We start from the raw sequence: 26,702 nt of genomic DNA on the forward strand, positions 1-26,702 counted from the left end.
CCTACTGGACCCCCTCCGGGTAGCGGCGCGGCGTCCACGCGATCGTGCGGCCGTCCCCGCGCACCGTCGCCTGCGTCTGCGACGAGCCGACGATGAGCAGGGTGCGCATGTCGACGACCGCCGGGTCCAGGTCGGCGAGCCGCACCACGCGCACGGACTCCTCCGGGCCGCCCACGTCGCGGGCGAGGACCACCGGGGTGTCCGGCAGCCGCAGTTCGAGCAGCAGCTCGCGGGCCTTGCCGACCTGCCAGGTGCGGCTGCGCGAGCCGGGGTTGTACAGCGCCAGGACCAGATCGGCCGCCGCCGCCGTGCGCAGCCGCTCCGCGATGACCTCCCACGGCTTGAGCCGGTCCGAGAGGGAGATCGTCGCGTAGTCGTGGCCGAGCGGGGCGCCCGCCTTCGCCGCCGCCGCGTTCGCCGCCGTCACCCCGGGCAGCACCCGCACCGGCACGTCCGCGTACGCGTCCTGCGCCGCGACCTCCAGGACCGCCGTCGCCATGGCGAAGACGCCCGGGTCACCGCCCGACACGACCGCGACGCGGCGCCCGCGCCGGGCCAGGTCGAGCGCGAACTCGGCTCGCTCCGACTCCACCTTGTTGTCCGAACCGTGCCGCGTCTGCCCCGGCCGGTGCGGCACCCGCGCCAGGTACGTCGTGTAGCCGACCAGGTCGTCGGCGTTGGCGAGGGCGCCGCGCGACTCGGGCGTCAGCCACGGAGCGCCCGCGGGACCGGTGCCGACGACGACGACCTCGCCGCGCTCCGGCGCCGGGTCCTCGACCGGTGCGGCCTCGATCCGCGACGGCAGCACGGCCACCGAGAAGTACGGCACCGACTCCGGGTCGATGTCCGCGAGGCGGCCCGTGCGCTCGCCCGCCATGAACGCCCGCTCCACGTACCGCGCGTCGTCGAGGCGGCCCGCGTTCTCCACCGCCGAGCGCACCTTGGTGAAGGTCCGGCCCAGCTTCATCACGACCGCCGAATCGGCCGCCGCGAGCCGGGCGTTCAGCTCGTCCTCCGGGAGCGTGCCCGGGATGACGGTGAGCGTCTCCTTGTCCTCGCACAGCGGTTCGCCGAGCCGGGCGGCCGCCGCGCTGATGGACGTCACACCGGGAATGACCGTGGTCTCGTACCGGTCCGCGAGGCGCTTGTGCATGTGCTGGTACGAGCCGTAGAAGAACGGGTCGCCCTCGGCGAGGACCGCGACCGTGCGGCCCGCGTCCAGGTGCGCGGCGAGCGTCGCCGCGGCCTCCGCGTAGAAGTCGTCCAGCGCGCCCCGGTAACCGCCCGGATGGTCCGTGGTCTCGACCGTGAGCGGGTACATCAGCCGCTCCTCGATCTGGCCCTCACGGATGTGCTCCGCGGCGATCGAGCGCGCGATGGAGCGGCCGTGGCGCGCGCAGTGGTACGCGATGACATCGGCGCCGGCGATCGCGCGGACCGCCGCGACGGTCATCAGCTCCGGGTCGCCGGGCCCGAGCCCGACCCCGTACAACTTGCCTGCACTAGAAGGGGAGTTGGTGTCGCTCATGCCTGGATCTCCTCCTCCGTCGCGATGGCGTTCAGGGCGGCGGCCGTCATGGCGCTGCCGCCTCGCCGGCCGCGCACGATCAGGTACTCGAGGCCGAGCTCGTTCACCGCGAGCGCGTCCTTCGACTCGGCGGCGCCGACGAAACCGACCGGGATGCCCAGCACGGCCGCGGGGCGCGGCGCGTCGTCCTTCGCCAGCATCTCCAGGAGGTGGAACAGGGCGGTCGGCGCGTTGCCGATCGCCACGACCGCGCCGTCCAGCCGGTCCCGCCACAGTTCGAGCGCGGCGGCGCTGCGCGTCGTGCCCAGGTCGGCGGCGAGCGCCGGGACGCGCGGGTCGCGCAGGGTGCACAGCACCTCGTTGTCGGCGGGCAGACGCTTGCGGGTGACGCCGCTCGCGACCATGTGCGCGTCGCAGAGGATCGGCGCGCCGGCCCGCAGCGCGGCGCGGGCCTTCGCCACGACGCCGGCCGAGTGGCCGATGTCCTGTACGAGATCCACCTGGCCGCAGGCGTGGATCATGCGGACCGCGACCTGCGCGACATCGGCGGGCAGCGCGGCGAGGCCGGCCGCGGCCTCCGCGCGGATGGTGGCAAAGGACTCGCGGTAGATCGCCGCGCCGTCCTTCTCGTAGTCATACACGGGGTTCGGCTCTTTCCTCGGTCGTTCGGTACGTGCCGTCGGGCAGCGCGGTTACGTCCAGGTACGGGCCGGCCGGGTGACCGCAGCGGCGCTCGCAGCCGGACCAGTAGGTGGGGAGGGTGGGGTGGCGGGGCTCGGCGTCCCGGCGTACGTCGGTACGGGACTTGGCGCAGCCCGGGGTGCCGATGCACGCGCCGAGCCTCGCCTCGGGCGACGCGGGGTCCGTGATCAGGCCGGCCGCCGCCAGTGCGGGGCGGTCGGCGGGCCCGGCGCCGGGGACGACGACGGTCCGCCAGGGGGTCATCCGCAGTTCCCTCTGCGGGAGGCGCTCGGCGAGGTCGGTGAGGGCCGCCCATTGGTCCGGGGTGAACGATCCGAAGGGGGCCGTCACGATGAGGGGGGCAGCGCCGTTGGTGGTGGTTGGTTCGTCGCCGGGTGACGCGTGCGTCGTGGCTGGTCGCGCAGTTCCCCGCGCCCCTGAGGGCGCACTTCGTGCGCCCCAGTAGCGGCGGGTCACCTCATCAAGCCCCTGGGGGTCCCCCCGGACGAAGTCTGGGGGAGATTGAGGAGCGGGGGCCGGGGCGGAGCCCCCGGGGGTGCTCATGCGCAGCCCCGTCGCCATCAAGTCCCGGGATATCAACTCGGCCAAGGGCGCGCCCAGTTCGGCGACCCGCCAGACCCGACGTCCCGTCACTTCCGAAGCCGCCGCCAGGAAGGACTCGGCCGCGATCACCGCCGCCCGCGCCGCGTCCTCGTACCGCACGACGAACTCCGCGTCCCCGACGACCAGTTGGGCCGATCCGTCGGAACGGCCACGCAGCAGGACATCCGGCCCGAGCGAGGAGACGTCCCCGCGGCCGTCGTCCAGCGCGAAGAGGAAACGGCCCGACAGACCCGGCGTCACCGAGCTGGCGCACAGCGCGGAATCAAGCCCGGTCAGCCAGGGCCGCACGTCCACGAAACCCGCGCCGTCGAGCCCCGACAGCGGCGAAGCCACCACGTTGCGGATCCGCTCGTGGAGCGGCGACGGCAGCAGCCCGGCCTCGCCGAGCACCTCCGCCAACTCCCCGCCGCACCCGTCCCGCAACCCCCGCAGCTGCACGTTCCCGCGCGAGGTGAGGTGCAGCACCCCGTCCCCGAGCCGCCCCGCCGCGTCCGCGAGCGCCCGCGCCCGCACCGCGGTGAGCACCCCGCCCGGCACCCGGACCCGCGCGAGGAATCCGTCGTCGGCGGCGTGCAGCCGCAGCGCGCCGGGGCAGGCGTCACCCCGGGACGTACCGGACGTACCGGGACCGAGGGGTATGGGGGCGGGGGACATGCCGGGGAGCATACCCATCCCCACCAGCGCTCCCGCTGTGAGCAGCGTCCCGTATCGGGCTTCCCGCCCGCCCCGTACGATGAGCGGCGGCGGTCCCGTCCGGGCCGTCACATCGCCAGCGACGGCGACAGGGGAGGAAGCCCGGTGCGATTCCGGCGCGGTCCCGCCACTGTGAGCCCCCACCGGGGGCGAGCCAGGAACTCCCGCCGTCAGTAACCACCCGGGGCGCGGACACCCCGAGGAAGGCCAGACGACGCATGTCTCAGCAGCCCTCGCAGCCGGCACAGCCCGCGCAGCGCATCCTGCTCCTGTCGACGTCCGACACCGACCTGCTCAGTGCCCGCGCGGCGAACACCTCCGCCGACGCCCCGGTCACGTACCGCTTCGCGAACCCGTCCCGCATCGACGCCGGGACCGGTCTCGACGCGCTGCTCGACGGCGCCGACCTCGTCGTCGTCCGCCTCCTCGGCGGAGTCCGCGCCTGGCAGGACGGCATCGACCGGCTGACCGCCGCCGGGATCCCGCTGGTCGTCCTCACCGGCGAACAGGCCCCGGACGCACAGCTCATGGCCGCCTCCACCGTGCCCGTCGGCATCGCCGCCGAGGCCCACAAGTACCTGGCGCACGGCGGCCCGGCGAACCTCGCGCACCTGGCCCGCTTCCTGTCCGACACCGTGCTGCTCACCGGCCACGGCTTCGAGCCCCCGGCCGCCGCGCCGACCTGGGGCCCCCTCGACCGCACCGCCCCGCGGGCCGACGGCCCGACCGTCGCCGTGCTCTACTACCGCGCCCACCACATGAGCGGCAACACCGCGTTCGTGCACGGCCTGTGCGACGCGATCGAGCAGGCCGGCGCCCGCCCGCTGCCCCTCTACGTCGCCTCCCTGCGCGCCCCCGAGCCCGAGCTGATCGACGCGCTCGGCGCCGCCGACGCCGTCGTCACGACCGTCCTCGCGGCCGGCGGCACCCGCCCCGCCGAGGCGAGCGCCGGCGGGGACGACGAGTCCTGGGACGCGGGCGCGCTGACCGGCCTCGACGTGCCGATCCTCCAGGCCCTGTGCCTGACCTCCTCGCGCGCCGACTGGGAGGAGAACGACGAGGGCGTCTCCCCGCTGGACGCCGCGAGCCAGATCGCCGTGCCCGAGTTCGACGGACGCCTCATCACCGTGCCGTTCTCGTTCAAGGAGATCGACGAGGACGGGCTCCCCGCCTACGTCGCCGACCCCGAGCGCGCCGCCCGCGTCGCCGGGATCGCCGTGCGCCACGCCCGCCTGCGCCACATCCCGGCCGCAGAGAAGAAGCTCGCGCTCGTCCTGTCCGCGTACCCGACCAAGCACTCCCGCATCGGCAACGCGGTCGGGCTCGACACCCCCGCCTCCGCCGTCGCCCTCCTGCGCCGGCTCGTCGACGAGGGCTACGACTTCGGCGACACCGCCGAGATCCCCGGCTTCGTCTCCGGCGACGGCGACGAGCTGATCCGCGCGCTCATCGACGCGGGCGGCCACGACCAGGACTGGCTCACCGAGGAGCAGCTCGCCAAGAACCCGGTCCGCATCCCGGCCGCCGACTACAAGCGCTGGTACGCGACCCTGCCCGAGGAGCTCCGCGAGGGCGTCGAGCGGCACTGGGGCCCGCCGCCCGGCGAGATGTTCCTGGACCGCTCCCGCAACCCGGAGGGCGACATCGTGCTCGCCGCCCTGCGCCGCGGGAACCTCCTCGTCCTCATCCAGCCGCCGCGCGGCTTCGGCGAGAACCCGATCGCGATCTACCACGACCCCGATCTCCCGCCGTCCCACCACTACCTCGCCGCCTACCGCTGGATCGCCGCGTCCTGCGACGACAACGGCTTCGGCGCCGACGCGATGATCCACCTCGGCAAGCACGGCAACCTGGAGTGGCTGCCCGGCAAGAACGCGGGCCTGTCCGCCGCCTGCGCCCCCGACGCCGCCCTCGGCGACCTGCCGCTGATCTACCCGTTCCTGGTCAACGACCCGGGCGAGGGAACCCAGGCCAAGCGGCGCGTCCACGCCACGCTCATCGACCACCTCGTACCGCCGATGGCCCGCGCCGACTCCTACGGCGACATCGCGCGCCTTGAGCAACTCCTCGACGAGTACGCCCAGATCGCCTCGATGGACCCGGCGAAGCTCCCGGCCATCCGCGCGCAGATCTGGACGCTCATCCAGGCCGCCAAGCTCGACCACGACCTCGGCATGGCCGACCGGCCCGACGACGACGGCTTCGACGACTTCCTGCTCCACGTCGACGGCTGGCTGTGCGAGGTCAAGGACGCGCAGATCCGCGACGGCCTGCACGTCCTGGGCGCCGCGCCGCAGGGCGAGGCCCGCGTCAATCTCGTCCTCGCGATTCTGCGGGCCCGCCAGATCTGGGGCGGCACGACCGCCCTGCCGGGGCTGCGGGAGGCTCTGGGGCTGGACGAGTCGGCGGCGACCCGTACCGCGGCGGACTCCGTCGAGGAGCAGGCCCGTGCGCTGGTCGAGGCGATGGAGGCCGCCGGGTGGGAGCCTGGCGCGGTGTCGGATGCCGTGGCCGCGATCGGCGCACCGTCACGGGGCTCCGCCCCGGACCCCGCTCCTCAATCGCCGGAGGGGCTTGAATCGGTCCGCCGGATCCTCGACTTCGCCGCCCGTGAGGTCGTGCCCCGCCTCGACCGGACCACGGACGAACTCGACCACTCCGTCCGCGCCCTGGAGGGCCGCTTCGTTCCCGCGGGCCCCTCCGGCTCCCCGCTGCGCGGGCTGGTCAACGTCCTCCCGACCGGCCGCAACTTCTACTCCGTGGACCCGAAGGCCGTCCCGTCCCGCCTCGCGTGGGAGACCGGCCAGGCCCTCGCCGACTCGCTCGTCGAGCGGTACCGGCAGGACAACGACGGCGCGTACCCGACCTCCGTGGGCCTGTCCCTGTGGGGCACGAGTGCCATGCGCACCGCCGGCGACGACGTGGCCGAGGCCCTCGCCCTGCTCGGCGTCCGCCCGGTCTGGGACGACGCCTCCCGCCGCGTGACCGGCCTGGAGCCGATCCCGCACGAGGAGCTGAACCGCCCCCGCATCGATGTGACGCTGCGCATCTCCGGCTTCTTCCGCGACGCGTTCCCGCACGTCATCGGCCTGCTCGACGACGCGGTCCGGCTGGCCGCTTCGCTCGACGAGCCGGACGAGCACAACCACGTACGGGCCCACGTCCGGGCCGACCTCGCCGAGCACGGCGACGAACGCCGCGCCACCACCCGCATCTTCGGCTCCCGCCCCGGCACGTACGGCGCCGGTCTGCTCCAGCTGATCGACTCCAAGGACTGGCGCACCGACGCGGATCTCGCCGAGGTCTACACGGTGTGGGGCGGCTACGCCTACGGCCGCGGCCTCGAAGGACGCCAGGCCCGCGGCGAGATGGAGACGGCCTACAAGCGCATCGCGGTCGCCGCCAAGAACACGGACACCCGCGAGCACGACATCGCCGACTCCGACGACTACTTCCAGTACCACGGCGGCATGGTCGCCACCGTCCGCGCCCTGCGCGGCACCGCCCCCGAGGCGTACATCGGCGACTCCACCCGCCCGGAGACGGTCCGCACCCGCACCCTGGTCGAGGAGACGTCCCGCGTCTTCCGCGCCCGTGTCGTGAACCCCAAGTGGATCGAGGCGATGCGCCGCCACGGCTACAAGGGCGCCTTCGAACTCGCGGCGACCGTCGACTACCTCTTCGGCTACGACGCCACGACGGGCGTCATCGCCGACTGGATGTACGACAAGCTCACGGAGACGTACGTCCTCGACGAGACGAACCGTCAGTTCCTCTCCGAGGCCAACCCCTGGGCCCTGCACGGCATCGCCGAGCGCCTCCTGGAGGCCGAGTCCCGCGGCATGTGGGAGAAGCCCGACCCCCAGGTCCTGGAGGCCCTGCGCCAGGTCTACCTGGAGACCGAGGGCGACCTGGAGGACGACGCGTAGGACGGTGTGCGGGACGGGGCGGAAGAAGGCGGACGGAACCCACTGTCCGCCGACCCCCTGGGTGACTTACGATGCAGCCGTCTTCGAGCCCGCGTTGACCAGTGGCTTCTCCGGTGGGGGGTACCTCCGGCGCCCGGACGTCCGCGTGCTCCCACAGCATCACCGGCGTCGCTCCGGCGCCGGTCCACCCAGGGGGGTTCGACACCCTTGCGCAGACGCGCTCTCTCCACCGCGACCGCCGTCGCGGTCCTCGCAGGTTCGGCCGCGCTCGGCGTCGCCGGATCCGGCACCGCCGTCGCCGACTCGGCGAAGGCCCTAGGCGTCAAGTCCGTCGGCGACATGGCCGTCGACGGGGTGCACAAGCGGATCTATCTTTCCGACCCGCAGAGCGACGCCATCGTCGTCACCGACTACGCCGGCGCCCAGCTGCGGCGCATCACCGGCCTGGACGGGGTGCGCGGCCTCGCCCTGTCGGCGGACTCCTCGCGGCTGTACGCGGCCGTGACGGACACGGACACCATCGCAGAGATCGACACGGCCGCCGGAACCACGGTGGGCTCCTACGCGCTGGGCGGCGCCGACGCACCGCTGGACCTCGCGGTGGCGGGCGACGTCCTGTGGTTCAGCTACGGCCCGTCCGGCGACGGGGCGCTCGGCTCCCTCGACACCACGCAGCCCACCCCCGAGCCCGCCCTCGGCCAAAAGGGCTCGTACACCTTCTACGGGGCACCGGTCATCGCCGTGTCGCCGGACGGCAAGGAACTGGCCGCGGGGGACCCGAACACCTCCGGCGGGGTCGCCGCCGTGTACGACCTGTCCGGCACCACCGCCACCGAGCGGGTCGTCAAGGGCCTGGAGGGTGCCTCCTTCCACCGCCAGCTCGCGTTCTCCCCGGACGGCACCGAGCTGTTCGTGGCGGGCGGCAGCGGGTCCGCGCCCTCGGCCTACGCGACCACCGACCTCAGCCCGGTGCGCACCTACCCCGCCGGTGGCTTCGGCTCCGCCGTCGCGGTCTCGCCCTCCGGGAACGTGGCCGAGGGCAGCTCGCCCTCGTACGACTCCACGGTCCACGTCTACCGTCCGGGCGGGACCACCGCGATCCGCAGCTACGCGCTCGGGCACACCTCCACCATCTCCAGCGGCGACGACACCCTGGTCCCCGGGGCGGTGGCCTGGACGCCCGACGGTTCCCTCCTGTTCGCGGTCTCCGACAACTACGAGGGCGCCTTCCGCCTGCACACCTACACGGACCCGAACCGCACGGCCCCCACCCTGACGGTGAACGCCCCGTCGACGGCCACCCGCGCCACGTCCCTGACGGCCACCGGCAAGATCAGCTCGGTGGTGCCGTTCACGGCCCCTGTCCAGCTGACGGTCACCAGGTCGGACCTGGAGACTCCGAGCGGCAAGGTCGTCAAGACCGTCACCACCAAGGCCGACGGCACGTACTCGTTCACCGACACCCCGCCCGCCGGCGGCAAGGTCACCTACAAGGTGTCCTACGCGGGCGACGCGGACCACGCCCCCGTCAGCAAGTCGGACGCGGTCGAGGTCTCGCGCAACAGCACCACGCTCACGCTGAACAAGAACAAGAACGTCTACGAGTACGGCAGCGACGTCACGTTCACCGCGCACCTCGGCACCACCTACAAGAACCGCAAGGTGGACATCTACGCCAACCCCTACGGCAGCGACCGGCCGAACAAGCTGGTGAAGTCGGGCACGGTCAACTCCAGCGGCAACCTGTCCGTCACCCTCGACCTGACCCGTGACGTCACGCTCTCGGCGGTCTTCGCGGGCGACGCCCGCTACAAGCCCAAGACGGTCACCAACACCGTCTACACCCGGGCCCGTTCCTCGGTCACGCCGTCGAACCACTACAAGACCGGGACCATCGGCTCGCACAAGTACTACTGGTTCCACAAGAGTTCGACGATCTACGTGACGACGTCGATGAACTACTACACGGGCCGGCAGTTCCGCCTCGACCTCCAGGTCTACGCGGGCGGCGCCTGGCGCTCGGGCGGCAGTGAGTACTTCAATCTCGGCACCGCGGGCACGACGAAGGTCAACATGGGCGCGGTCGGCGCCTCCGGCTACAAGTTCCGGGTCCGCGCCGTGTACGTCAACGGCAGCTCGGGCGACAACGTCAACACGACGAAGTACAGCTCCTGGAAGTACCTGTACTCGACGAACTAGCCCGTCAGACGGGCGGTGAGACTGCGCCCGTACACGTGGTGCGTGTCCACGTCGAGCCGGGTGCCGCCCGGCACGGCACGGACGCGCACCGCGTCGTCTCCGGAGACCTTGCGCAGGGTCCGCCCGCGCAGGGTCACGGTGACGGTGTCGCGGGTGGTCGTCGGGTCGGCGACGGCGACCGCCACCTCGTCCCCGCTCTGGCGCACCAACACGGATGCGGCCCCGTCGACGCTCAGCCCGGCCACGTGGTGCGTCCCGGCGCCGAAGCCGTTCAGCGCGGTCAGGCCGAGGCCCTCGTGGCGGACCGCCTGGAGGCGCGGGGTGTTGGCGAGGACGCGGACGGCGTCGTACGAACGGACCGCTTCCGCCGTGGCGCCGGGAAGCAGCGCCCACGCGAAGGCGATCGGGCCGGCGCCGGGCGGTTGCGCCGTCGTCAGGGAGAAGACCTGTTTCGTGACGGCCGTGTCCGGGTTCGAGAGGCGGACGGTGCGGCGGCTGCGGGTGACGGTCGTCAGGCGGGGCTCGGCGGCCGGGCCGGCGAGCCGGACGTAGCCGACCGCCGTGCCCTGCGTGGCATCCGCCCAGCGCACCCAGGAGTCCCCTTCCGTCACGGACACCGCGTCGCCCGCCGCCGCGATCCGCGCGTCGAGCGTCGTCGTGACCGCGCGGCCCGCGCCCGGCGCGTCCCCGACCCCCGCACCGAGCAGCACGACCTCGTCGTCCAGCAGGAACCAGGAGCGGGTGGCGCGGGCGGAGCGGTACGCCACGAAGTCGTCCGGCAGGATCCCGGCCGCCTTGTCCCGCCACGGCACGTCGTCCGTGAGCACCCAGCCGACCGCCCCGTACGCGCCGAGCACGGCGCCGCCGGAGTGCGCGCCGGTGGCGGTCGGGAAGTAGACGTACGCGTTCTGCGACTCGCTGGACGCCGTGAAGTTCAGCGGGTGGCCGGGGTTGTCGTAGAAGAGCTTGCCGCCGTACGCCTCCGGGACGGTGGCCCGGTGCTCGACGGGCGCGGTGACGCCCGCGAGACCGTACGGCGAGACGGTGGCGAGGTGGTCGACGCCGTACGCCTGCCGCTGGTCCTGCCCGGACAGGTACAGCTGGTGCGCGCCGTCGCCCTGGAACCACGGCATCAGGTTCTCGCCGCTCATGTACTCGTACTTGGAGATCCGGTCCGAGCTGCGGGAGAGCGTGAACGCGTAGCCGGGGCGGCGGTGCACGGTGCGGTCCATGGCGTTGAAGGCCACCGACCGGGCGGGCGGGTTGAGGTCGGCGGCGGGGACCGAGGCGTCGGCGAGCAGGTCCGCGTACCGGACGATGCTGAGCGGGGAGACGAACGAGGTGGGGTCGAGCGCGCTGCGGGAGCCGGCCCGGATGTGCTTCACATAGCTCTTCAGGGCCCGGGCCGGTTCGCCCGCGGACAGGGAGGCGAGGTCGACGACGGCCTCCACGATCACGGCCACGTCGTCGTACCCGGTGCCGGTGCGCGACACCGCGCGTCCCTTCACCGCCTCCATCATCCAGCCCTCGAAGATCAGCGGCGCGAACCCGTCCGCGACCCACCCGTGCACCACCGGCACCAGCTCGTCGCCGTGCGCGAACCCGCTCCCGTCGAGGACCTTCAGCGTCTGCACGACCCGGCTGAGCAGGCCCTTCCCGTACGAGCCGGTGTACGCGACGGAAGAGTGCTGGAGGAACGATCCGTCGGCGTAGTACCCGTCCGTCACGCCGTGCCGCAGGTCGTACGGGTCGATCGTCGCGAACACGGTCAGCTGGTCGGTGAGCGCCTTGCGGATGCGGGCCTCGTCGGCGGTGAGGGCGCCCTGGAGGATGCGGTTGGTGGTGATGTCGGCGAGGTTCGCGCCGGTGTGGAACCGGGAGTCGAGGTCGACGTCACCGTCCTTGCCGTTGCGCAGGTACGCGTCCATCGAGGCGAGGCACGCGGTGACCAGTTCGGCGGGGGCGCGGCCGGCGAGCAGGACGAGGGTGCGGGTGAGGTGCTGGGAGATCCCGATCTCCCAGGAGAACCAGTTGCCGTAGTAGCCCTTGGACTGGTCGCCGTAGAAACGCTCGTGCAGCCACGCCAGCCGGTCGAGCACCCGGTCCTGCACGGCCGTGCTCCCGTACAGATCGGCCGGGACGCCGGGCGTGCGCGTCGCGAGCGCGATCTCGTACAGCTTCTGGAAGCTCGCGGTCAGGTTCGGGTCGCTGGTGCCGAGGGGGAGACCGGCGAACAGTTCGGTGTCGCCGCTCGCGGCGTCGAGCGCGGCGAGGTTCGTGCGGGCGGTGCGCTCGATCGCGGCGCGCTTGGCGGCCGTCTCCGCACGGGAGTTGGAGTCCTCGGTGCCGGCGAACACGGCGACCGTGTTGGCGAGTACCCGTGCCGCCCCGTCAGCGGCCCGAGCGGCCCCGGCCCACCCGACCGGCACGGCCCCGAGCACTCCGGCCGCCCCCAGCATCCCCAGCACGTTCCTGCGACTGAGTCCCATCCGCCGGACGATGACAGACCATCACCTCCCTCACAAGGGGTCTCACTCCCACCAGGCGCTCCGCACCCGCAGGGACCCCGTGCTCTCGCAGCCCGCCCCGTTCACCACTTCCTCTGTGTCGAGGCTCCAGCCGACCACCCCGTTCCCCTTCCGGCCGAGCTCGATGACCCGCTGTGCGTCGACGTGCCGCCCCTCCTGCACCTGGCAGCGCAGCACCGAGGTCCAGGCCCGCCCGTCGAGCGCGGTCCCGACGGCCAGGAGCGGGAGCACCAGGACGGTGAGCACGGCCGCCACCCACCGCTCGGTGCCGCTGATCCGCCGCAGCCAGGGGGCCGGTTCGTACGAGGGGTCGTGATGGTGGCGCCCGCGCCGCCCGGCCCGGTACTCGACGACGACCCCCTCGCGGAGCGCGAACGCCGCGAGCCCGGTGCCGAGCCCCCACCAGGGCCCGTAGAAGCATCCGGCGAGGATCCCGACGGCGAGCGGGTTCGCGACGGTGAGGGCGAGGCGGCGGGCGGTGCCGAGCAGCCCGCCGCCCTTGGGCACGGCACCCCGCGCGGCGAACAGCGCGAACACGACCCGGGAGGCGACGATCCCGAGCACGGCGCCGAGCAGCGGTTCGGTGAGGACCATCCCGATGAGCACGTCCGGCCAGTTCCCGAACTCCATGCCGACGAACACGTCCCGGGCCCCCTCGGCACCGCCCACGGTGTACGCGACCTTGATCGCGGGCACGGCGAGCGCGAGGGCGAGGAGCACGGTGTGCCCGGGGCCGCCCTTGCGGTCCATGGAGCGGACCTGTTCCGGCTGTCGCTGTTCCTGCACCTGCTCTGGCATGCGGCCCACTGAAACACCTGCTCCGGGCCTGCTCGGGGAGGCGGCGCCGGGGCGGGCCCTCACCCGCACGGCCGGGTCCCGGGTGCGCGGGGGGCCCGCCGCGCCGATGGTCGTAGCACCGGTGCGCACCGGAACGCACCGGAGTCGGCACGGGACGGGGGACGGTGTTGGGACAGGCAGGGACGCTCATCCTCGTCATGGCGGCGGCGGTCGTGGCGCCGTTGCTCGCGCACGGGGTGGGCCGCTGGGCGCGGATCCCCGTCGTCATCTTCGAGATCGTGCTCGGCATCCTGATCGGGCCGGACGTGCTGGGCTGGGCGCACGGCGGTGAGGTCGTCGACGTGCTGTCCGACCTGGGCCTGTCGATGCTGATCTTCCTGGCCGGCTACGAGATCGAGTTCGCCGCGATCAAGGGCGACACCCTGCGCCGTTCGGTCGCCGCGTGGGTCGTGTCGCTGGCGCTGGGCCTGGCGATCGCGCTGGCCCTCACCGGGCTCGACCTGGCCCGTACGGTCATCATCGGCACCGCACTGACGAGTACGGCGCTCGGCACGGTGCTGCCGATCCTGCGGGACAGCGGCGATCTGGAGGGCCGGTTCGGCACGGTGATGCTGGCGTTCGGCGCGGTCGGCGAGTTCGGGCCGATCATCGCGATGGCGGTGCTGCTGAGCGGGCGCAGCCCCGGCACGGCCACCGTCGTCCTCGCGGTGTTCGCGGCGATCACCGCGGCCGCCGTGTTCTGGGCGCTGCGCCCGCGCCCGCCCTGGTTCAGTCAGGTGATCCGGACGACCCTGCACACGAGCGGCCAGTTCGCGGTGCGGTTCGTGATGCTGTTGCTCGTGGCGATGCTCGCGCTGTCGCAGGCGTTCGGCCTGGACGTGCTGCTCGGCGCGTTCGCGGCGGGCCTGCTGACCCGGCTGGTGCTGGTGGGGGCGGCGCCGGAGAGCAGCGAGGAGGTGCTGGAGAAGGTCGAGGCGATGGGCTTCGGGTTCCTGGTGCCGCTGTTCTTCATCGTGACCGGCATCGAGTTCGACCTGGCCTCGCTGCTCGACGGGGGCCGCACGCTGCTTCTGCTGCCGGTGTTCCTGGTGCTGTTCCTCGTGGTCCGCGGCCTGCCCGCGTACTTCCTGGCCCCGCGTGACCTGAGCCCGCTCAGCCGGCGCGCCCTGACCGTGTACTCGGCGACCTGTCTGCCGCTCGTCGTGGCGATCACCGCGATCGGCGTCGACGACGGGGTGCTGGCGCAGAGCGACGCGGCGGCGCTGGTCGGCGCGGCGATGATCTCCGTCCTGGTCTTCCCGCTGGTCGCGATGCGGCTGCGGGCGCGGGCCCGGGGCACGGCGCCGGAGCTGCCGCGCGGGGCGGGGGAGACGGAGACCTGGTGAGCCGGGGCCCGGTTCAGCCCGGGCTGCGGGGCAGGTCCCAGACGACCCGCCGCTTGCGCGGTCCGCGCAGCAGCCCCTGCGTCTGGGTGGTGATCGCGGCGAGCGCGTTGATGGTCCAGTGGGCGAGCGGATACAGGGGCAGCAGCAGACACGCGTAGAGGAGCCGTGGGTCGAGGCGGAGTTCGACGGCGACCGCGATGGCGATCTGGAGCATCGCGACGACGGCGATCCCGACGCCCCACGCGATCATCCAGCGGAACTTGGTGTCGCCCGGGTGCCCGATCCAGTGCACGACGCCCCACACGGTCGCCGCGAGCATCGTGAGCACCCAGACGTAGGAGAGGAGGGCCTCGACGGCGATGGGCCACATGCCGCGGTGCCGGGCGCGGGCGACGGTACGGCCGTGCGTGCGCAGCACCTCGCCCTGGCCGCGGGCCCAGCGGGTGCGCTGCGCCCAGATGCCGCTCAGGGTCTGCGGGACCTGCATGCCGACGAGGGCGTGCGGGGCGAAGCCGGTGAGGTGTCCGGCCTCCAGGAGCCGCCAGGTCAGTTCGATGTCCTCGGTGGCCATGCGGGGGTCGTAGCCGCCGACGGCGAGGACGGCGTCGCGGCGGAACAGTCCGAGGACGCCCGCGACGGTGCCGACCCGTCCGGCGAGCGCGTGGGTGCGGCGCATCAGCCCGATCAGCGAGGCCGTCTCCAGCATCTGCATGGTGGCGAGGACGCTGCCCCGGTTGGTGACGCGGGGGCTGCCGGCGACGGCGGCGTAGCGCGGGGAGCGCTGGATGCGGGCGACGAGGTGCCGTACGGCGTCGGGGTGCAGGTGGGTGTCGGCGTCGGTGACGAGGACGAGGTCGTGGCGGGCGCGGCGCATCCCGTCGTTGAGGCGGTCGGCCTTGCCGAGGTTCACCCCGTCGTCGACGACGGTGACGCGCGGGTCGTCCCCGGCGGCGGCGCGGGCGGCGGCGACGGTGGCGTCCTTGGAGCCGTCGTTGAGGACGAGGATCTCCAGGCCGGGGTAGTCGACGCGGCGCAGGGCCGCGACGCAGCGCGCGATGACCGCTTCCTCGTTGTAGGCGGGGACGAGGACGGTGACGCCGGGCCAGCCGCCGTCCGGCTCGACCGCGTCGGGCCGCTCGTCGAGGAGCCGGAAGGCGACCCCGCCGACCATCCAGGCGGCGCCGGTCACGACCGGGTAGAACGCGAGGAAGACGAGCAGGACGTCGAGGAAGCTCACGGGGCCTTCCCCTCCTCACGGCGCCGGGAGGCGCTGCCGAAGGCCAGGGCGATCCCGAAGACGCACCAGGAGATCAGGACGGCGAGCAGCAGGTGCCGCAGGATGAACGACTGCCCGAGCAGCACGACCGCGAGGACACCGGCCGCCAGCCAGATCAGCGTGCCGAGCAGGAACGCGAGGACCTTGCGGCGGCCGGGGGCGGGCCGGGCCGGCTCGAAACGGAGCGGCGGGCGGCTGGGGCTGGTGCTCATACACGGACCGACCTTCTCGTGCGGCTCACGCGTCACGTAGCGGCAACCCTATGGCGCCCCAGGCCGGGTATGCACCTTATGTCCGTCGCGGGGGGTGCGGGCGACGGCTGTCGTCGGGGGTGCGGGCGGCGGACCGTCAGGGGGTGCAGGCGGCGGCGACCGACACGCTGTTCTCGTACAGGTGGAAGCGCGTGATGCGGCCCTCCTCGACGGTCAGGCGCAGCGCGTAGGGCCCCTCGAAGGACTTGCCGGTGGCGCGCACGGTGCCGGAGAGGTGCCCCATCAGCACGGCGTCCGTGCCGTCGACGAGCAGCGTGTCGACCGAGGCGCGGGCGTCCTCGGCGACGGTGTGCGCGGCCAGCTCCTCGAACTGCGCGGCGCACTCGGCGGCGGTGCGGCGGGGCCGGATCCACGGGACGACGGGGTTCTCGGCGAGCAGCCAGTCGACCTCGTCGGCGAACAGCGCGGTCAGCCGCTCGGTGTCGGCGGCGGCCCGTGCGGCGAAGAAGGCGTCGACGGCGGTGCGGGTGGCCCGGGCGGCGTCGGTGCGGCGGGTGTCCTCTGTGGTGGTCATGCACCGATCGTGGCCCGGGCCGCCGGAATGGGCGATGACCCGGGAGGTAATGCCGCCCGTCAGCCCCGCAGCGCCGACGCGAGGATTCCCGGCAGGCGCCGCATCCTGCCGTCGGCGGCGTACGCGGTCAGGCGGCGCATCGTCGTGCGGCCGGTGCGGTTGGTGACGTAGTACGGCGGGCGGGGCGACAGCGAGGGCGAGCCCGTGAACAGGCCGCGGGGCGCGGGCGCGAACGGCGCGCGCAGCACCGTCTTCTCCACGTCCTCCAGCTGGAAGGCGTTGTGCACGAACCCGATGCCGCTGCCGATGTCCTGCCGGGTGTGGCCGGGGAACGCGCCCCACGGCGTGTAGCCGAGCAGGAAGCCGAACGCCGACCAGCAGTTGACGCCGAGCGTGCCGTAGCGCAGCGCGGCGATCGCCCCGTCGACCGCCGTGCGGTGGGCGCGCTCGGTGCGGGGGTGGACGAGGAGCGTCGCCCCGAGCGTGCCCGGCAGCCTGTCGTTGGCGAACTCGACGGCTGCGGCGAGGAATTCGGGGGCGTCGGCGCCGGGCAGGCGCACCACGCCGAGCGCGCTCGCGAACACCTCGATGGTGAGCATCGGGTCGTCGGGGTCGCTGATCTCGGGGACCAGGACCCGGCAGCCGCCGTCCCCGTAGGCCTCGGCGTCCGGGTGCGTCCCGGCCGTCGCGGCGATCCGGTCGGCCGCACCCGGGTAGTGATCGGCGCGCTCGGGCAGTTCGCGCAGGACCCGGCGGATCTCCTCGAGCAGCCGCTCCGTGCCGTCCCAGTCCCGTGGCACGACCAGGACCTGGGTGGCGACGCAGTTGTGGCCGGAGTTGTTGAGCTTGCTCGTGACGATGTGCTCCGCCTGGAAGCGGAAGTCCGCCGCGCTCCACGGTCCGGGCGTCACGATGCACGGACTCACCCCGCCCAGCTCGCTCGTGAACGGCTTGCCGTTGAGCGGGGCGCCGGCCGCGCGGCGCTGTGCCGCCCGCTCGTCCGTGCCCCACACGATCGCGTCGTGGGTGCGCTCGCTGCCGGTGACATGGATGGTGTCGACGCCCTCGCGCCCGGTCAGGTACGCGCCCTCCGCCGCGCCACCGTCCACGAAGCGCACCCAGCCGCGCTCCACGAACTCGGCGAACACCGCCTCGAAGTGCGGCCGCAGGTAGGCGTTGACCGGGTTCATCTTGGCGAGGACGACCTGGCCCTCGGCGTACAGCTTGTGCAGGACGTCGAGCGGGGTGATCGCGGCGACGTTGCCCGCGCCGAGCACGAGCGCGACTCCGCTCGCGCCCGCCCGGCCCCGGTACTCCCCGGCCGCGCGGGCCAGGACCTGCTCACGGGTGGTGCCCGGCAGCGTCCACACCTGGGCACCGAAGCCGCTCAGGAGCAGCCGGTCGGAGCCGGTGACCGGGAAGACGTCGACGACCGTACGACCCTCGCGGGTCCGGACCGCCCTGTCCGGTACGGGAGTTCGGCCCGCGTCGAGGCGGCGCAGGACGTGCAGGGTGGCGCGCACGCCCTGCGCGAGCGCCCAGGGCGCAGCCACCCAGTCCTCGGCCGCCCAGCCGGAGTCCTCCGGATACCCCTTGGCGCGGGCCGCGTCGGCGACCATGGCGGCGGCGCCGGCCGCGATCCGCGGCAGCATGCGCTCCAGCAGGGCGATCCGCTCGGGCAGCGCGGTCCTGGTCCAGCTCCCGGCGCGCTCGCGCAGGTCGTGGACGGCCCGGTCCAGCGGGGCGGTGTCCAGCGCCGATGCGGTGGTGCTCACAGGTCGACTCCTCTTGTGTTCACGGGCGTTCAGGTGGTCAGGCGGGTCCGGTCGCGCTCCGGGTCGACGAGCGCGTACGCGGCCACGGCGCCGGCCGTGAGCAGCACGCCGGACAGCAGCACGGCGTGCCGGTAGCCCGCGGTGCCCTGGGCGTCGACGAGGGCGCCGACGACCGCGGGCGCGACCAGGCCGGCAGCCGTGACCAGCGCGTTCATCAGGCCGAGGGCGCCGCCGCCGCGGCCCGGCGGGGCGAGAGCGGCGACGGTGGTGGCGGCCACGGTGGCGTAGGCGCCGCCGAAGCCGAAGCCCAGCGCGATCAGCACGGTCTGGGACGCGCGCCCGTCGGTCAGCGGCGTGAGCAGCAGGCACACCGCGCCGATCGCGAGCAGGCCCGCGCCCACCCGCCCGCGCGCGGCCTTCCCGCTCGCGCCGCGCCGCATCAGCCGCCCGGTCAGCCCGGCCTGCCCGAACAGGACGGCGGCGCCGACCGCCCAGGGCGCGACGATCACCAGTCCGGCGGTGCCGGCCGCGTAGCCGAGGGCGTGGCGCAGGTACGACGGCAGCCACACCAGCATCAGCGCCACGGTCCAGTAGCTGGTGAAGTACGCGAGCGTCGTGCCGATCCAGGTGCGGCTCGCGAAGATCCGCCGGTAGGGGACCTGAGGTCCGGTGCCCGTGGCGCCGCCGCCGGCGGGGCGCGGGCTGTCCGCGCCGAGCGCCGCCCAGGCGAGACCCCACACCGCGCCGGCCGCCGCGAGCAACCACAGGGCCGAGCGCCAGCCGTGGTGCTGGATCAGCCAGGTCAGGGTCGGGGCCGAGACAATGACGCCGAGCGTGATGCCGACCGTGATCAGGGCACCCGGCAGATTGCGCCGGTGGTCGGGGAACCAGGACAGCGTGGCCTGCTGGGCGACGGGGAACGCGGGTCCCTCCGCCGCGCCCAGGAACACCCGGGAGCCCACGAGGACCGCGAGCCCGCCACCGATCGCGGGCGGCACCTGCGCCACCGACCACAGCGCGGCCATGACCAGGAGCAGCACCTTCGGCGACACCCGGTCGGCGGCGAGCCCGACCACGATCGCGGCGACCGAGAACAGGAGGAAGAACGCGCTGTTGGCGAGCCCGAACTCGGTGGCGCTCAGGTGCAGATCGGCGCGGATCTCGTCACCGGCGAGCCCGAGGACGGACTTGTCGGCGAAGTTGACCATCATGAAGACGACGAGCAGGCCGGTCACCGTCCAGGCCCGCCGGCCGCCGCCCTCGCGGTCCGCGACTCCCTTGCCGGGCGCGGCGGTCGTGGCGGTCATGCGAGCGGGACCCCGGCGATGGCGATGCGCTCCATCACCCGGCGGTGCGGGAAGTAGTCGTTGACCGCGTAGTGCTGGACGGCGATGTTGTCCCAGATCGCGATGGAGTCCGGCTCCCAGTGGAAGCGGATCTGGAACTCGGGGATGCGCGCCTGGAGCACCAGGATGTCGAGCAGTTCGCGGTTCTCCCGCTCGGACAGGCCCTTGATGTACCGGGTGAAGGGCTCGTTGACGTACAGCGTCCGGCGGCCGCTGCGCGGGTGGCGCACGACGACGGGGTGCTCGACCTGCGGCCAGTTCGCGCGGAAGGCGGCCTTCTGGTCGTCGTCCATGAGCGCGCCCCAGCTGGCCTCCCAGTCGTGGACGGCGGTCAGTCCGTCGATGCGCTCCTTCAGGTCCTCGGGCAGGTTGTCGTAGGCGGCCGCCATGTCGGCCCACATGGTGTCGCCGCCCGCGGCGGGCACCTCCACGGCGCGCAGCACGGCGCCGAGCGAGGGGTTGGCCATGAACGAGTGGTCGCTGTGCCAGATGTTCTTGTTGCCCGCGGCCTTGGCGTCCTTGGCGAGCCGGGAGATGCCGGGGGTGCCGGTCCGCGCGAAGAACGGGTTGGGCTCGGGCGGGCCCCACACACCCGAGAGGGCCAGCTGGTGCTCGGCGGTGAAGCCGTGCTGCCCCCGGAAGAAGATCACCTTCCACTCGAGGAGCGCCTGGCGCAGCTCCCCGGCGAGCTGCTCGGTGACGGGCCGGGTCAGGTCGACGCCGCCGAGCACGGCGCCGAAGTGCGGGGTGAGCGGGGCGACCTCGAAGCAGGTGTACGCGGGCTGTTCGGTGCCCGGGGCGAGCCGGTCCAGGGTGCGGCGCCCGTAGTGCATCAGGGGCTTGTCGAGCACCGGGCGGGGATCGGCCACGGAGGCCGAGGCGACGTCGTGCATGAGGAAGTCCTCCCGACAGCGCACGCGTGAACGCGGGCGGCTGGATGACAGACACGGATTACGTAACCGGCAGTATCGATATTGCCTCGCGACGAGGCAAGGGGGTGCGCCGGGTTGATTTCCGGGGGGCCGGGAGAAGGGACGGCAGGGACCGGGAGACGGGGCGGCCTGGGGCTGGGGGCGGGACGGCCCGGGGATGGGCGGAGTCATGGCCCGGGGCCGGGCGGTGTGACGGCCCGAGGAGGGGAGGCAGGGTGGCCTCGGGCTGGGGGCGGGACGGCCCGAGGCGGGGAGGCGGGGCGGCCTGGGGCTGGATGGTGGGGTGGCCCGGGTCGGGAGGCAGGGCGGCCTCGGGCTGGTGGGCGGGACGGCCAGGGACCCGGCGGTGCGACGGCCCGGGGCTGGGCGGTGTGATGGCCCGGGGGCGGTAGGCAGGGTGGGCTGGGGCTGGGGCGGCCCGGGGCCCGGAGGCGGGGTGGCCCGGGATCGGGCGGTGGGCCGGCCCGGGGCCGGGGTGGTGTTGCCCTGGGTCAGGAGGCGACCGCGCGCCCCACGAGGTCCACCACCGAGTCGACCAGCGCCTCGTCCGGCAGCCGCTGCTCGGCGACCAGGCGGAACAGCAGCGAGGAGGCGACCAGCGTCGTCGCCGTGGACAGATCGGCGTCCGGCCGCACGTCGCCGCGCGTCACGCCGCGCTCCAGGACGTGCCGGGTCTCGCTCGTCACGCGCGCCGTGTACGCGCCGTACCCCTCGGGCACCATGTCCTGCTCGGCGGCGGCGCCGATCACCCCGGCGAGCAGCCGTGCGATGCCCGGCTGCCGGTACGCGGTCATGCGGGCGGTCAGGACGGCCCGCAGCTCGGCGCGGAAGTCCCCCATGTCGGGCACGCTCAGCGGCCCGATCCGGGACTCGGCCGCCGCGATGACGAGATCCTGCTTGGTCGGCCAGCGCCGGTACATGGCCGGCTTGCTGACCCCGGCGCGGGCCGCGACGGAGTCCATCGTCAGCGCGGCCATGCCGCTCTCCGCGACCAGTTCGACCACGGCGTCCAGGACGGCGCGCGTGACGTGCTCCTGGCGCGGCCGTCCCGGTCCCCGCCGCGTGCCCTGCCCCTGATCGTCGGCCATGCGGCGACCCTACGCGGCCGTGAGCTCCGCCCGCAGCACGTGCTTGGTGACCTTGCCGGAGGGGGTGCGCGGCAGCTCGGCGCGCAGGACGAGTTCGCGGGGGATCTTGTAGCGGGCGAGCCGGGGCTCCAGCCAGCCGCGCAGCTCGTCCAGGGTCGGCCCGGTGCCCTCGCGTGCGACCACGTACGCCACGACGGTCTCGCCCCACTGCGGGTGCGGGCGGCCGACGACGGCGACGTCGAGGACGTCGGGGTGGCCGCGCAGCGCCCCCTCCACCTCCTGGGAGGCCACGTTCTCGCCCCCGGTGACGATCACGTCCTTCATGCGGTCCACCACGGTCACGAACCCGTCCTCGTCGGTGCGCCCCAGGTCGCCGCTGCGGTACCAGTCGCCGGCGAACACCTCGGCGGTGGCGGCCGGATCGTCGAGGTAGCCGACCATGCGGGTGTCCGAGCGCAGCCAGATCTCGCCCGTCTCGCCCGGCCCGGCGTCCGTGCCGTCGGGCGCGACCACCCGCAGTTCCACCCCGGGCATGCCGCCCCGCCCGATCGACCCCGCCTTGGTGACCTGCTCGGCCGGCGAGAGCGAGGCCCCGACCGGTCCCGTCTCGCTCATCCCGTACACCTGGTGGAAGGCGTCGGAGCGGTACGCCTTCATGAGCCGGCGCGCGCTGTCGGCGTCCAGCGGTCCGGCCCCGTAGATCCAGGCCCGTACGGAGCTCAGGTCGAAGGAGTCCAGGTCGGGGACGGCCTGGAGCGGGGCGAGGAAGGCGATCGGGGCGCCGAACAGGGCGGTGATCCGCTCCCGTTCGATCGTCTCCAGCATGCCGCGCGGCGTGTACTCGCGCTGCAGCACGACCGTGGCGCCGAGCAGCAGCGTGCTCAGCGTCCAGTTGTTGAGCGGCGACGCGTGCCAGATCGGCATGCAGATCAGGAACCGCTCGTCCCGGTGGAGCGGGACCGTGGCCGCCGTGTACGTGGCCGCGAGGGCGACCGAACGGTGCGTGTGGACACAGCCCTTGGGGGTCCCGGAGGTGCCCGACGTGTACAGGATCTGGGCGATGTCCGTGTCGGGGCCCGGCTCGCCAGCCCAGGGCCCGGCCCGGTCCAGCAGCGACTCGAAGCTGTCGGCGGGGCGCTCGCCGGCCGCCGCGTCCGGGTGGCTGACCAGCCAGGTCACCTCCGCGTCGGCGGCTGTCGCACGCTCCCCGATCTCCGCGTCGACGACCGCGAGCCGGGCCCCGCAGTGCCGCAGCTGCCGGGCCACCTCGCCGGTCCGGAACTTGTGGTTCACCGGCACCAGCGTCGCGCCCGCGTACCAGGCGCCGAACGCCGCCCACAGGAACGCCGGGGTGTTGTACGTCATCACCGCGAGCCGGTCGCCGGGCCGCAGCCCGGCCTCCCGCAGCACGGTCGCGGCGCGCCGGGCCGCTTCGGCGAACTCCCGGTAGGTCCACCGCCGGGCACCGTAGACCACCGCCTCTTGGTCGCCGGCCGAGCGAACCGCGCTGTCCAGCAGGGCACTGAGGTGCATGTCGTTCTCCTTGCGCTCTTTGCGGGCCGGGCCGGTCGGGTGCCGGCCATGGCGCGAAGCTCTGAATGATGGTTCACTGCTTGTATGGCCTACCGCAAGACCCCCGCCGAGATCGGCCGGCTCGAAGCCGCGCGCGAGCACCTCGTCGCCAGCGCCACCGCCGTCGTCGCCGAGGTCGGCTGGGCGCAGGCCTCGGTCACCGCCGTCGCCGCCGCGGCCGGGATCGCGGCCGGGTCCGTGTACCAGCACTTCCCGTCCAAGGCCGCGCTCGCCGTCGAGGTGTTCCGGCGCGCCGCCGGACGCGAGGTCGAGGTCCTCGGGCAGGTGCTGCACGAGCCCGGCGACCCCGTCGAGCGCCTCGCCCGCGGCGTCGAGGTCTTCGCCCGCCGCGCCCTGGAGAACCGGGGCCTGGCCTACGCCCTGCTCGCCGCCCCCGCCGAACCGGCCGTCGGCGCCGAGCGCCTCGACTTCCGCCGCCGCTACCGCGCCCTGTACGCCGAGGTCGTACGGGAGGGCATCGCGGCCGGCCGGCTCCCCGCACAGAACGCGGAGATCACCGCCGCCGTGCTCACCGGCGCCATCGGCGAGGCCCTCGTCGACCCTCTCGCCGACCCCGACCCGGACGGCACCGGACAGCTCCTCGCCGACCTCACCGCCGCCGCGCTGCGCTGCGCGGGCGCGCCGACACCCTGACCCCACCCCGTCCCGTCACAGGAGGCACGCACCGTGCAGAGCAAGCCCACCGCCGTGACCCACGAAGTGGCCAACCAGGCACCGCCGTTGACCGGCCACGACGTCGCCGACGACCCGGTCCTCCTGGAGGGCGTGCGCCGCGAGGGCGCCGCCTGGTCCCTCGACGACCTGCACCGCATCGGCCGCCGCGCGGGCAGCGAGGAGGTCCGCCGCTGGGCCGAGGAGGCCAACACCTACGAGCCGGCCCTGCGCACCCACGACCGCTACGGCAACCGCGTCGACGAGGTCGACTTCCACCCCGCCTACCACTCCCTCATGGACGTGGCGATCTCCGAAGGCCTCGGCGGCAGCGCCTGGGCCGACGAACGGCCCGGCGCCCACGTCGCGCGCGCCGCCGGGTTCATGGTGTGGTCCAGCACCGAGGCCGGACACGGCTGCCCGGTCTCCATGACGTACGCCGTCGTGCCCGCCCTGCGCCACGCCCCCGACCTCGCCAAGACGTACGAACCCCTGCTGACCAGCCGCGTCTACGAGCCCGGCCTGCGCACCCCCACCGAGAAGGCCGGGCTGCTCGCCGGCATGGGGATGACCGAGAAGCAGGGCGGCACCGACGTGCGCGCCAACACCACGGCCGCCGTCCCGCAGCCCGACGGCACCTGGCGGCTGCGCGGCCACAAGTGGTTCACCAGCGCCCCCATGAACGACCTGTTCCTGGTCCTGGCCCAGGCCCCCGGCGGCCTGTCCTGCTTCCTCGTGCCGCGCGTCCTGCCCGACGGCAGCCGCAACACCTTCCGGATCCAGCGCCTCAAGAACAAGCTCGGCAACCGCTCCAACGCCTCCAGCGAGCCCGAGTTCGACGACACCGTCGCCTGGCTCGTCGGCGCCGAGGGCAAGGGCGTGCGCACCATCATCGACATGGTGACGAGCACCCGCCTCGACTGCGTCCTCGGCTCCGCCTCCGGCACCCGCGCCGCCCTCGCCGAGGCCGCCCACCACGCCCGCCACCGCTCGGTGTTCGGCGCCAAGCTCATCGACCAGCCGCTCATGCGCAACGTGCTGGCCGATCTGTCCGTCGAGTCCGAGGCGGCGACGACGGTCGCCCTGCGTCTCGCGGGCGCCGCCGACCGCGCCCAGCAGGGCGACGAATCCGAGCGCGCCTTCCTGCGCCTCGCCACCGCCGTCGCCAAGTACTGGGTCTGCAAGCGTCAGCCCGCCGCCGTCGCCGAAGCTCTGGAATGCCTCGGCGGCAACGGATATGACGAACTGTCAGGCATGCCGCGCCTCTACCGCGACGCCCCCCTCAACGGCATCTGGGAAGGCTCCGGCAACGTCAACGCGCTCGACATGCTCCGCGCCCTCGCCCGCGAACCCGCCTCCCTCGACGCGTTCCGTGCGGAGATCGAGGCCGCGTCCGGCGCCGACGCGCGGCTCGACACCGCCTGGCGCGAGCTCCAGGGCGAGCTGACGCTCACCGAGGACGCCCCGCTGCGCGCCCGCCGCGTCATCGAACGCGCCGCGCTCGTCCTGCAGGGCTCGCTCCTCGTCCGGCACGCGCCGGCCGCCGTCGCCGACACGTTCTGCGCGACACGGCTGGCCGGCGACCGCGGACAGGCCTTCGGCACGCTGCCGCCGGCCTCGGACTTCGCGGCGCTCCTCGACCGGCTGCCCGCGGGCCTCTGACCGGGGGACGCGGACGGATCAGTCGTCGGCGCTGTCGGCGGCGGCCTTCGCGTCCACCACCCCGAGCCCGAGTTTCTCCACGTGGTCCGGGTTCTTCGCCGTGTCCCGGATGATCCGCATGATCTCGTCCGGGTCCTTGCCCTCGCCGTGCAGCAGCGCGGCGACGGCCGCCACGTACGGGGCGGCCATCGACGTCCCGTCCAGCTCCCCGTACCCGGAGTCGTTCACCTCCCCGTTCTTCTTCTCGGTGAGCTGCACCCCGTACGTCGGCAGCGTCGACATGATGCCGACACCGGGCGCCGAGACGGCGTCCTGCGCACCGAAGTTGGAGAACTCGGCCGGCTGCCCGTCGCGATCGCTCGCCCCGACCACGAGCACCGGAGTCTGCACCTTGTACGGCTGGGTCGCGGCGCCGTCGTTCCCGGCGGCGGCCACGACCACGGCGCCCTTGTCGTGGGCGTGCTGGATCGCGGCGTTCAGGATGCCGCCCTGGAGGAGGTTCGACATCAACGGGCCTTCGCCGAGGGAGAGGTTGATGACGTCGGCGCCGTGGTCGGCGGCCCAGACGATGCCCCGGGTGATGTTCCCGTTGCTGCCGCTGCCGTCGGCGCCCAGGACCCGTACCGGCATGATCTTCGCGGCGGGGGCGCCGCCCGCGACGCCGATGCCGTTGTCGGTGTGGGCCGCCGCGATGCCCGCGACGTGCGTGCCGTGCCCGAAGCCGTCCTGCGGCTTCTTGTCGCCGTCCACGAAGTCGTACCCGCCGACGAGACGGCCCTTCAGATCCGGGTGCTTCAGGTCGACGCCGCTGTCGACGACCGCGATCACCGTGTCGTCGCCCTCCGCGTCCTTCCACGCGTCCGGCAGCCGCAACGTGTCCAGCGCCCACTGCCGGCCGCGCAGCGGGTCCGCCTTCTTCTCGTCGTCCCCGCACGCCGTGGTGAGCCCGCCGACCATGACCCCCACAACGATCCCCACGCAGATCCTCCGGACGGCAGCACGGGTCATCGGGGCCTCTTCTCGATCGGCGCGTTCTTCTCTCGGGCTGCTTCCAGGGGACGGCCCGCCCCTCGCGACGGCGACACGGGTTCCTCCGGACGGGTGAGCCTCTCGTCGCCGGGCGCGGGCCGGTGGGGCTTCTCGCGCATTTCCCCGCGCCCCTGAAATGCAGACCCTTCGGGTCGCCTTTCCCCGATCAAGGTGCGGGGCGCCTGTGGTCGGGGAAAGG

General features: G+C 73.7%; 19 protein-coding genes and 1 riboswitch. Of the genes, 5 read left to right on the top strand and 14 right to left on the bottom strand.

All coding sequences use genetic code 11. The features are described from left to right. Window position 1 precedes the first annotated feature (1 nt). Genes ACFW9D_RS15025 through ACFW9D_RS15035 form a run of 3 tightly spaced genes read right to left on the bottom strand, consistent with a single transcriptional unit; the run spans window position 2 to window position 3,487 of the window. Window positions 2-1,528: a precorrin-2 C(20)-methyltransferase gene (locus ACFW9D_RS15025; protein WP_384621972.1), complete on the bottom strand. Its 1,527-nt coding sequence runs from the start codon at window positions 1,526-1,528 to the stop codon at window positions 2-4. Beyond that, complete coding sequence (locus tag ACFW9D_RS15030) at window positions 1,525-2,169, bottom strand: precorrin-8X methylmutase (RefSeq protein WP_188338076.1); 645 nt, start codon at window positions 2,167-2,169, stop codon at window positions 1,525-1,527. Before ACFW9D_RS15030 ends, ACFW9D_RS15025 begins: the two co-directional genes overlap by 4 nt. Continuing rightward, the gene (locus ACFW9D_RS15035; protein ID WP_384621974.1) at window positions 2,162-3,487 is read right to left on the bottom strand and encodes a cobalamin biosynthesis protein CobG; all 1,326 of its coding nucleotides are present in this window, start codon (window positions 3,485-3,487) and stop codon (window positions 2,162-2,164) included. Before ACFW9D_RS15035 ends, ACFW9D_RS15030 begins: the two co-directional genes overlap by 8 nt. Window positions 3,488-3,620: 133 nt before the next feature. Beyond that, window positions 3,621-3,690, top strand: a riboswitch (cobalamin riboswitch). A gap of 54 nt (window positions 3,691-3,744) precedes the next feature. On the opposite strand from ACFW9D_RS15035, the gene cobN reads away from it, so the two are divergent. Both cobN and ACFW9D_RS15045 read left to right on the top strand, forming a co-directional pair. Beyond that, window positions 3,745-7,455 carry a cobaltochelatase subunit CobN gene (cobN, locus tag ACFW9D_RS15040; protein ID WP_384621976.1) on the top strand — a complete coding sequence of 1,237 codons (3,711 nt, stop codon included), beginning with the start codon at window positions 3,745-3,747 and terminating at the stop codon, window positions 7,453-7,455. Window positions 7,456-7,662: 207 nt separating this feature from the next. Then, a complete protein-coding gene (locus ACFW9D_RS15045) occupies window positions 7,663-9,654 on the top strand; it encodes a WD40 repeat domain-containing protein (protein WP_384621980.1) in 1,992 nt (663 codons plus the stop codon). Here ACFW9D_RS15045 and ACFW9D_RS15050 read toward each other — a convergent pair. Together ACFW9D_RS15050 and ACFW9D_RS15055 are read right to left on the bottom strand one after the other, a co-directional pair. Next, complete coding sequence (locus ACFW9D_RS15050) at window positions 9,651-12,143, bottom strand: polysaccharide lyase family 8 super-sandwich domain-containing protein (protein ID WP_384621982.1); 2,493 nt, start codon at window positions 12,141-12,143, stop codon at window positions 9,651-9,653. The two genes, ACFW9D_RS15045 and ACFW9D_RS15050, sit on opposite strands and share 4 nt — an antisense overlap. A gap of 42 nt (window positions 12,144-12,185) precedes the next feature. Then, on the bottom strand, window positions 12,186-12,980 hold the full coding sequence (locus ACFW9D_RS15055; protein WP_384621983.1) for a hypothetical protein: 795 nt from the start codon (window positions 12,978-12,980) through the stop codon (window positions 12,186-12,188). A 167-nt stretch (window positions 12,981-13,147) separates the two neighbouring features. On the opposite strand from ACFW9D_RS15055, the gene ACFW9D_RS15060 reads away from it, so the two are divergent. Beyond that, window positions 13,148-14,365, top strand: coding sequence for a cation:proton antiporter (locus ACFW9D_RS15060; RefSeq protein ID WP_384622017.1), 1,218 nt, complete (start codon window positions 13,148-13,150; stop codon window positions 14,363-14,365). 13 nt (window positions 14,366-14,378) lie between these two features. Here the strand turns inward: ACFW9D_RS15060 and ACFW9D_RS15065 are convergent, their stop codons facing one another. From ACFW9D_RS15065 to ACFW9D_RS15100, 8 genes are all read right to left on the bottom strand, one after another. Continuing rightward, the gene (locus ACFW9D_RS15065; protein ID WP_384621986.1) at window positions 14,379-15,602 is read right to left on the bottom strand and encodes a glycosyltransferase; all 1,224 of its coding nucleotides are present in this window, start codon (window positions 15,600-15,602) and stop codon (window positions 14,379-14,381) included. Beyond that, window positions 15,599-15,853 carry a hypothetical protein gene (locus ACFW9D_RS15070; RefSeq protein WP_384621988.1) on the bottom strand — a complete coding sequence of 85 codons (255 nt, stop codon included), beginning with the start codon at window positions 15,851-15,853 and terminating at the stop codon, window positions 15,599-15,601. Before ACFW9D_RS15070 ends, ACFW9D_RS15065 begins: the two co-directional genes overlap by 4 nt. A gap of 136 nt (window positions 15,854-15,989) precedes the next feature. Beyond that, window positions 15,990-16,427, bottom strand: a complete 438-nt coding sequence (locus ACFW9D_RS15075; protein WP_384621990.1) for a nuclear transport factor 2 family protein — start codon at window positions 16,425-16,427, stop codon at window positions 15,990-15,992. Between the two features lie 59 nt (window positions 16,428-16,486). Further along, window positions 16,487-18,202 (bottom strand): aldehyde dehydrogenase family protein, encoded by a 1,716-nt coding sequence (locus tag ACFW9D_RS15080; RefSeq protein WP_384621993.1) that lies wholly within the window; start codon window positions 18,200-18,202, stop codon window positions 16,487-16,489. Between the two features lie 29 nt (window positions 18,203-18,231). Continuing rightward, entirely contained in the window at window positions 18,232-19,509 is a 1,278-nt protein-coding gene (locus ACFW9D_RS15085; protein WP_384621996.1) for an MFS transporter, read from the bottom strand. Beyond that, window positions 19,506-20,441 carry a TauD/TfdA dioxygenase family protein gene (locus tag ACFW9D_RS15090; protein WP_384621997.1) on the bottom strand — a complete coding sequence of 312 codons (936 nt, stop codon included), beginning with the start codon at window positions 20,439-20,441 and terminating at the stop codon, window positions 19,506-19,508. Before ACFW9D_RS15090 ends, ACFW9D_RS15085 begins: the two co-directional genes overlap by 4 nt. A gap of 530 nt (window positions 20,442-20,971) precedes the next feature. Next, a complete protein-coding gene (locus ACFW9D_RS15095; RefSeq protein WP_188338088.1) occupies window positions 20,972-21,568 on the bottom strand; it encodes a TetR/AcrR family transcriptional regulator in 597 nt (198 codons plus the stop codon). 9 nt (window positions 21,569-21,577) lie between these two features. Next, window positions 21,578-23,101, bottom strand: a complete 1,524-nt coding sequence (locus ACFW9D_RS15100; protein ID WP_384622001.1) for a class I adenylate-forming enzyme family protein — start codon at window positions 23,099-23,101, stop codon at window positions 21,578-21,580. An 84-nt stretch (window positions 23,102-23,185) separates the two neighbouring features. On the opposite strand from ACFW9D_RS15100, the gene ACFW9D_RS15105 reads away from it, so the two are divergent. Both ACFW9D_RS15105 and ACFW9D_RS15110 read left to right on the top strand, forming a co-directional pair. After that, entirely contained in the window at window positions 23,186-23,794 is a 609-nt protein-coding gene (locus tag ACFW9D_RS15105) for a TetR/AcrR family transcriptional regulator (RefSeq protein ID WP_384622002.1), read from the top strand. Window positions 23,795-23,827: 33 nt separating this feature from the next. After that, window positions 23,828-25,474 carry an acyl-CoA dehydrogenase family protein gene (locus ACFW9D_RS15110; RefSeq protein ID WP_384622004.1) on the top strand — a complete coding sequence of 549 codons (1,647 nt, stop codon included), beginning with the start codon at window positions 23,828-23,830 and terminating at the stop codon, window positions 25,472-25,474. An 18-nt stretch (window positions 25,475-25,492) separates the two neighbouring features. On the opposite strand, the gene ACFW9D_RS15115 is transcribed toward ACFW9D_RS15110, so the two are convergent. After that, a complete protein-coding gene (locus ACFW9D_RS15115) occupies window positions 25,493-26,452 on the bottom strand; it encodes a S8 family peptidase (RefSeq protein WP_384622007.1) in 960 nt (319 codons plus the stop codon). Between the last annotated feature and the right edge of the window lie 250 nt (window positions 26,453-26,702).

This window comes from Streptomyces sp. NPDC059524 (assembly GCF_042749255.1).
Taxonomy (GTDB): Bacteria; Actinomycetota; Actinomycetes; order Streptomycetales; family Streptomycetaceae; genus Streptomyces; species Streptomyces xanthii.

What these genes read in the sequence shown, in the direction of transcription:
- ACFW9D_RS15090 (WP_384621997.1), bottom strand. Translation starts at nt 20,441, where the DNA reads ATGCACGACGTCGCCTCGGCCTCCGTGGCCGATCCCCGCCCGGTGCTC.
- ACFW9D_RS15085 (WP_384621996.1), bottom strand. Translation starts at nt 19,509, where the DNA reads ATGACCGCCACGACCGCCGCGCCCGGCAAGGGAGTCGCGGACCGCGAG.
- ACFW9D_RS15075 (WP_384621990.1), bottom strand. Translation starts at nt 16,427, where the DNA reads ATGACCACCACAGAGGACACCCGCCGCACCGACGCCGCCCGGGCCACC.
- ACFW9D_RS15025 (WP_384621972.1), bottom strand. Translation starts at nt 1,528, where the DNA reads ATGAGCGACACCAACTCCCCTTCTAGTGCAGGCAAGTTGTACGGGGTC.
- ACFW9D_RS15095 (WP_188338088.1), bottom strand. Translation starts at nt 21,568, where the DNA reads ATGGCCGACGATCAGGGGCAGGGCACGCGGCGGGGACCGGGACGGCCG.
- ACFW9D_RS15050 (WP_384621982.1), bottom strand. Translation starts at nt 12,143, where the DNA reads ATGGGACTCAGTCGCAGGAACGTGCTGGGGATGCTGGGGGCGGCCGGA.
- ACFW9D_RS15070 (WP_384621988.1), bottom strand. Translation starts at nt 15,853, where the DNA reads ATGAGCACCAGCCCCAGCCGCCCGCCGCTCCGTTTCGAGCCGGCCCGG.
- ACFW9D_RS15105 (WP_384622002.1), top strand. Translation starts at nt 23,186, where the DNA reads ATGGCCTACCGCAAGACCCCCGCCGAGATCGGCCGGCTCGAAGCCGCG.
- ACFW9D_RS15055 (WP_384621983.1), bottom strand. Translation starts at nt 12,980, where the DNA reads ATGCCAGAGCAGGTGCAGGAACAGCGACAGCCGGAACAGGTCCGCTCC.
- cobN (WP_384621976.1), top strand. Translation starts at nt 3,745, where the DNA reads ATGTCTCAGCAGCCCTCGCAGCCGGCACAGCCCGCGCAGCGCATCCTG.
- ACFW9D_RS15035 (WP_384621974.1), bottom strand. Translation starts at nt 3,487, where the DNA reads ATGTCCCCCGCCCCCATACCCCTCGGTCCCGGTACGTCCGGTACGTCC.
- ACFW9D_RS15100 (WP_384622001.1), bottom strand. Translation starts at nt 23,101, where the DNA reads ATGCACCTCAGTGCCCTGCTGGACAGCGCGGTTCGCTCGGCCGGCGAC.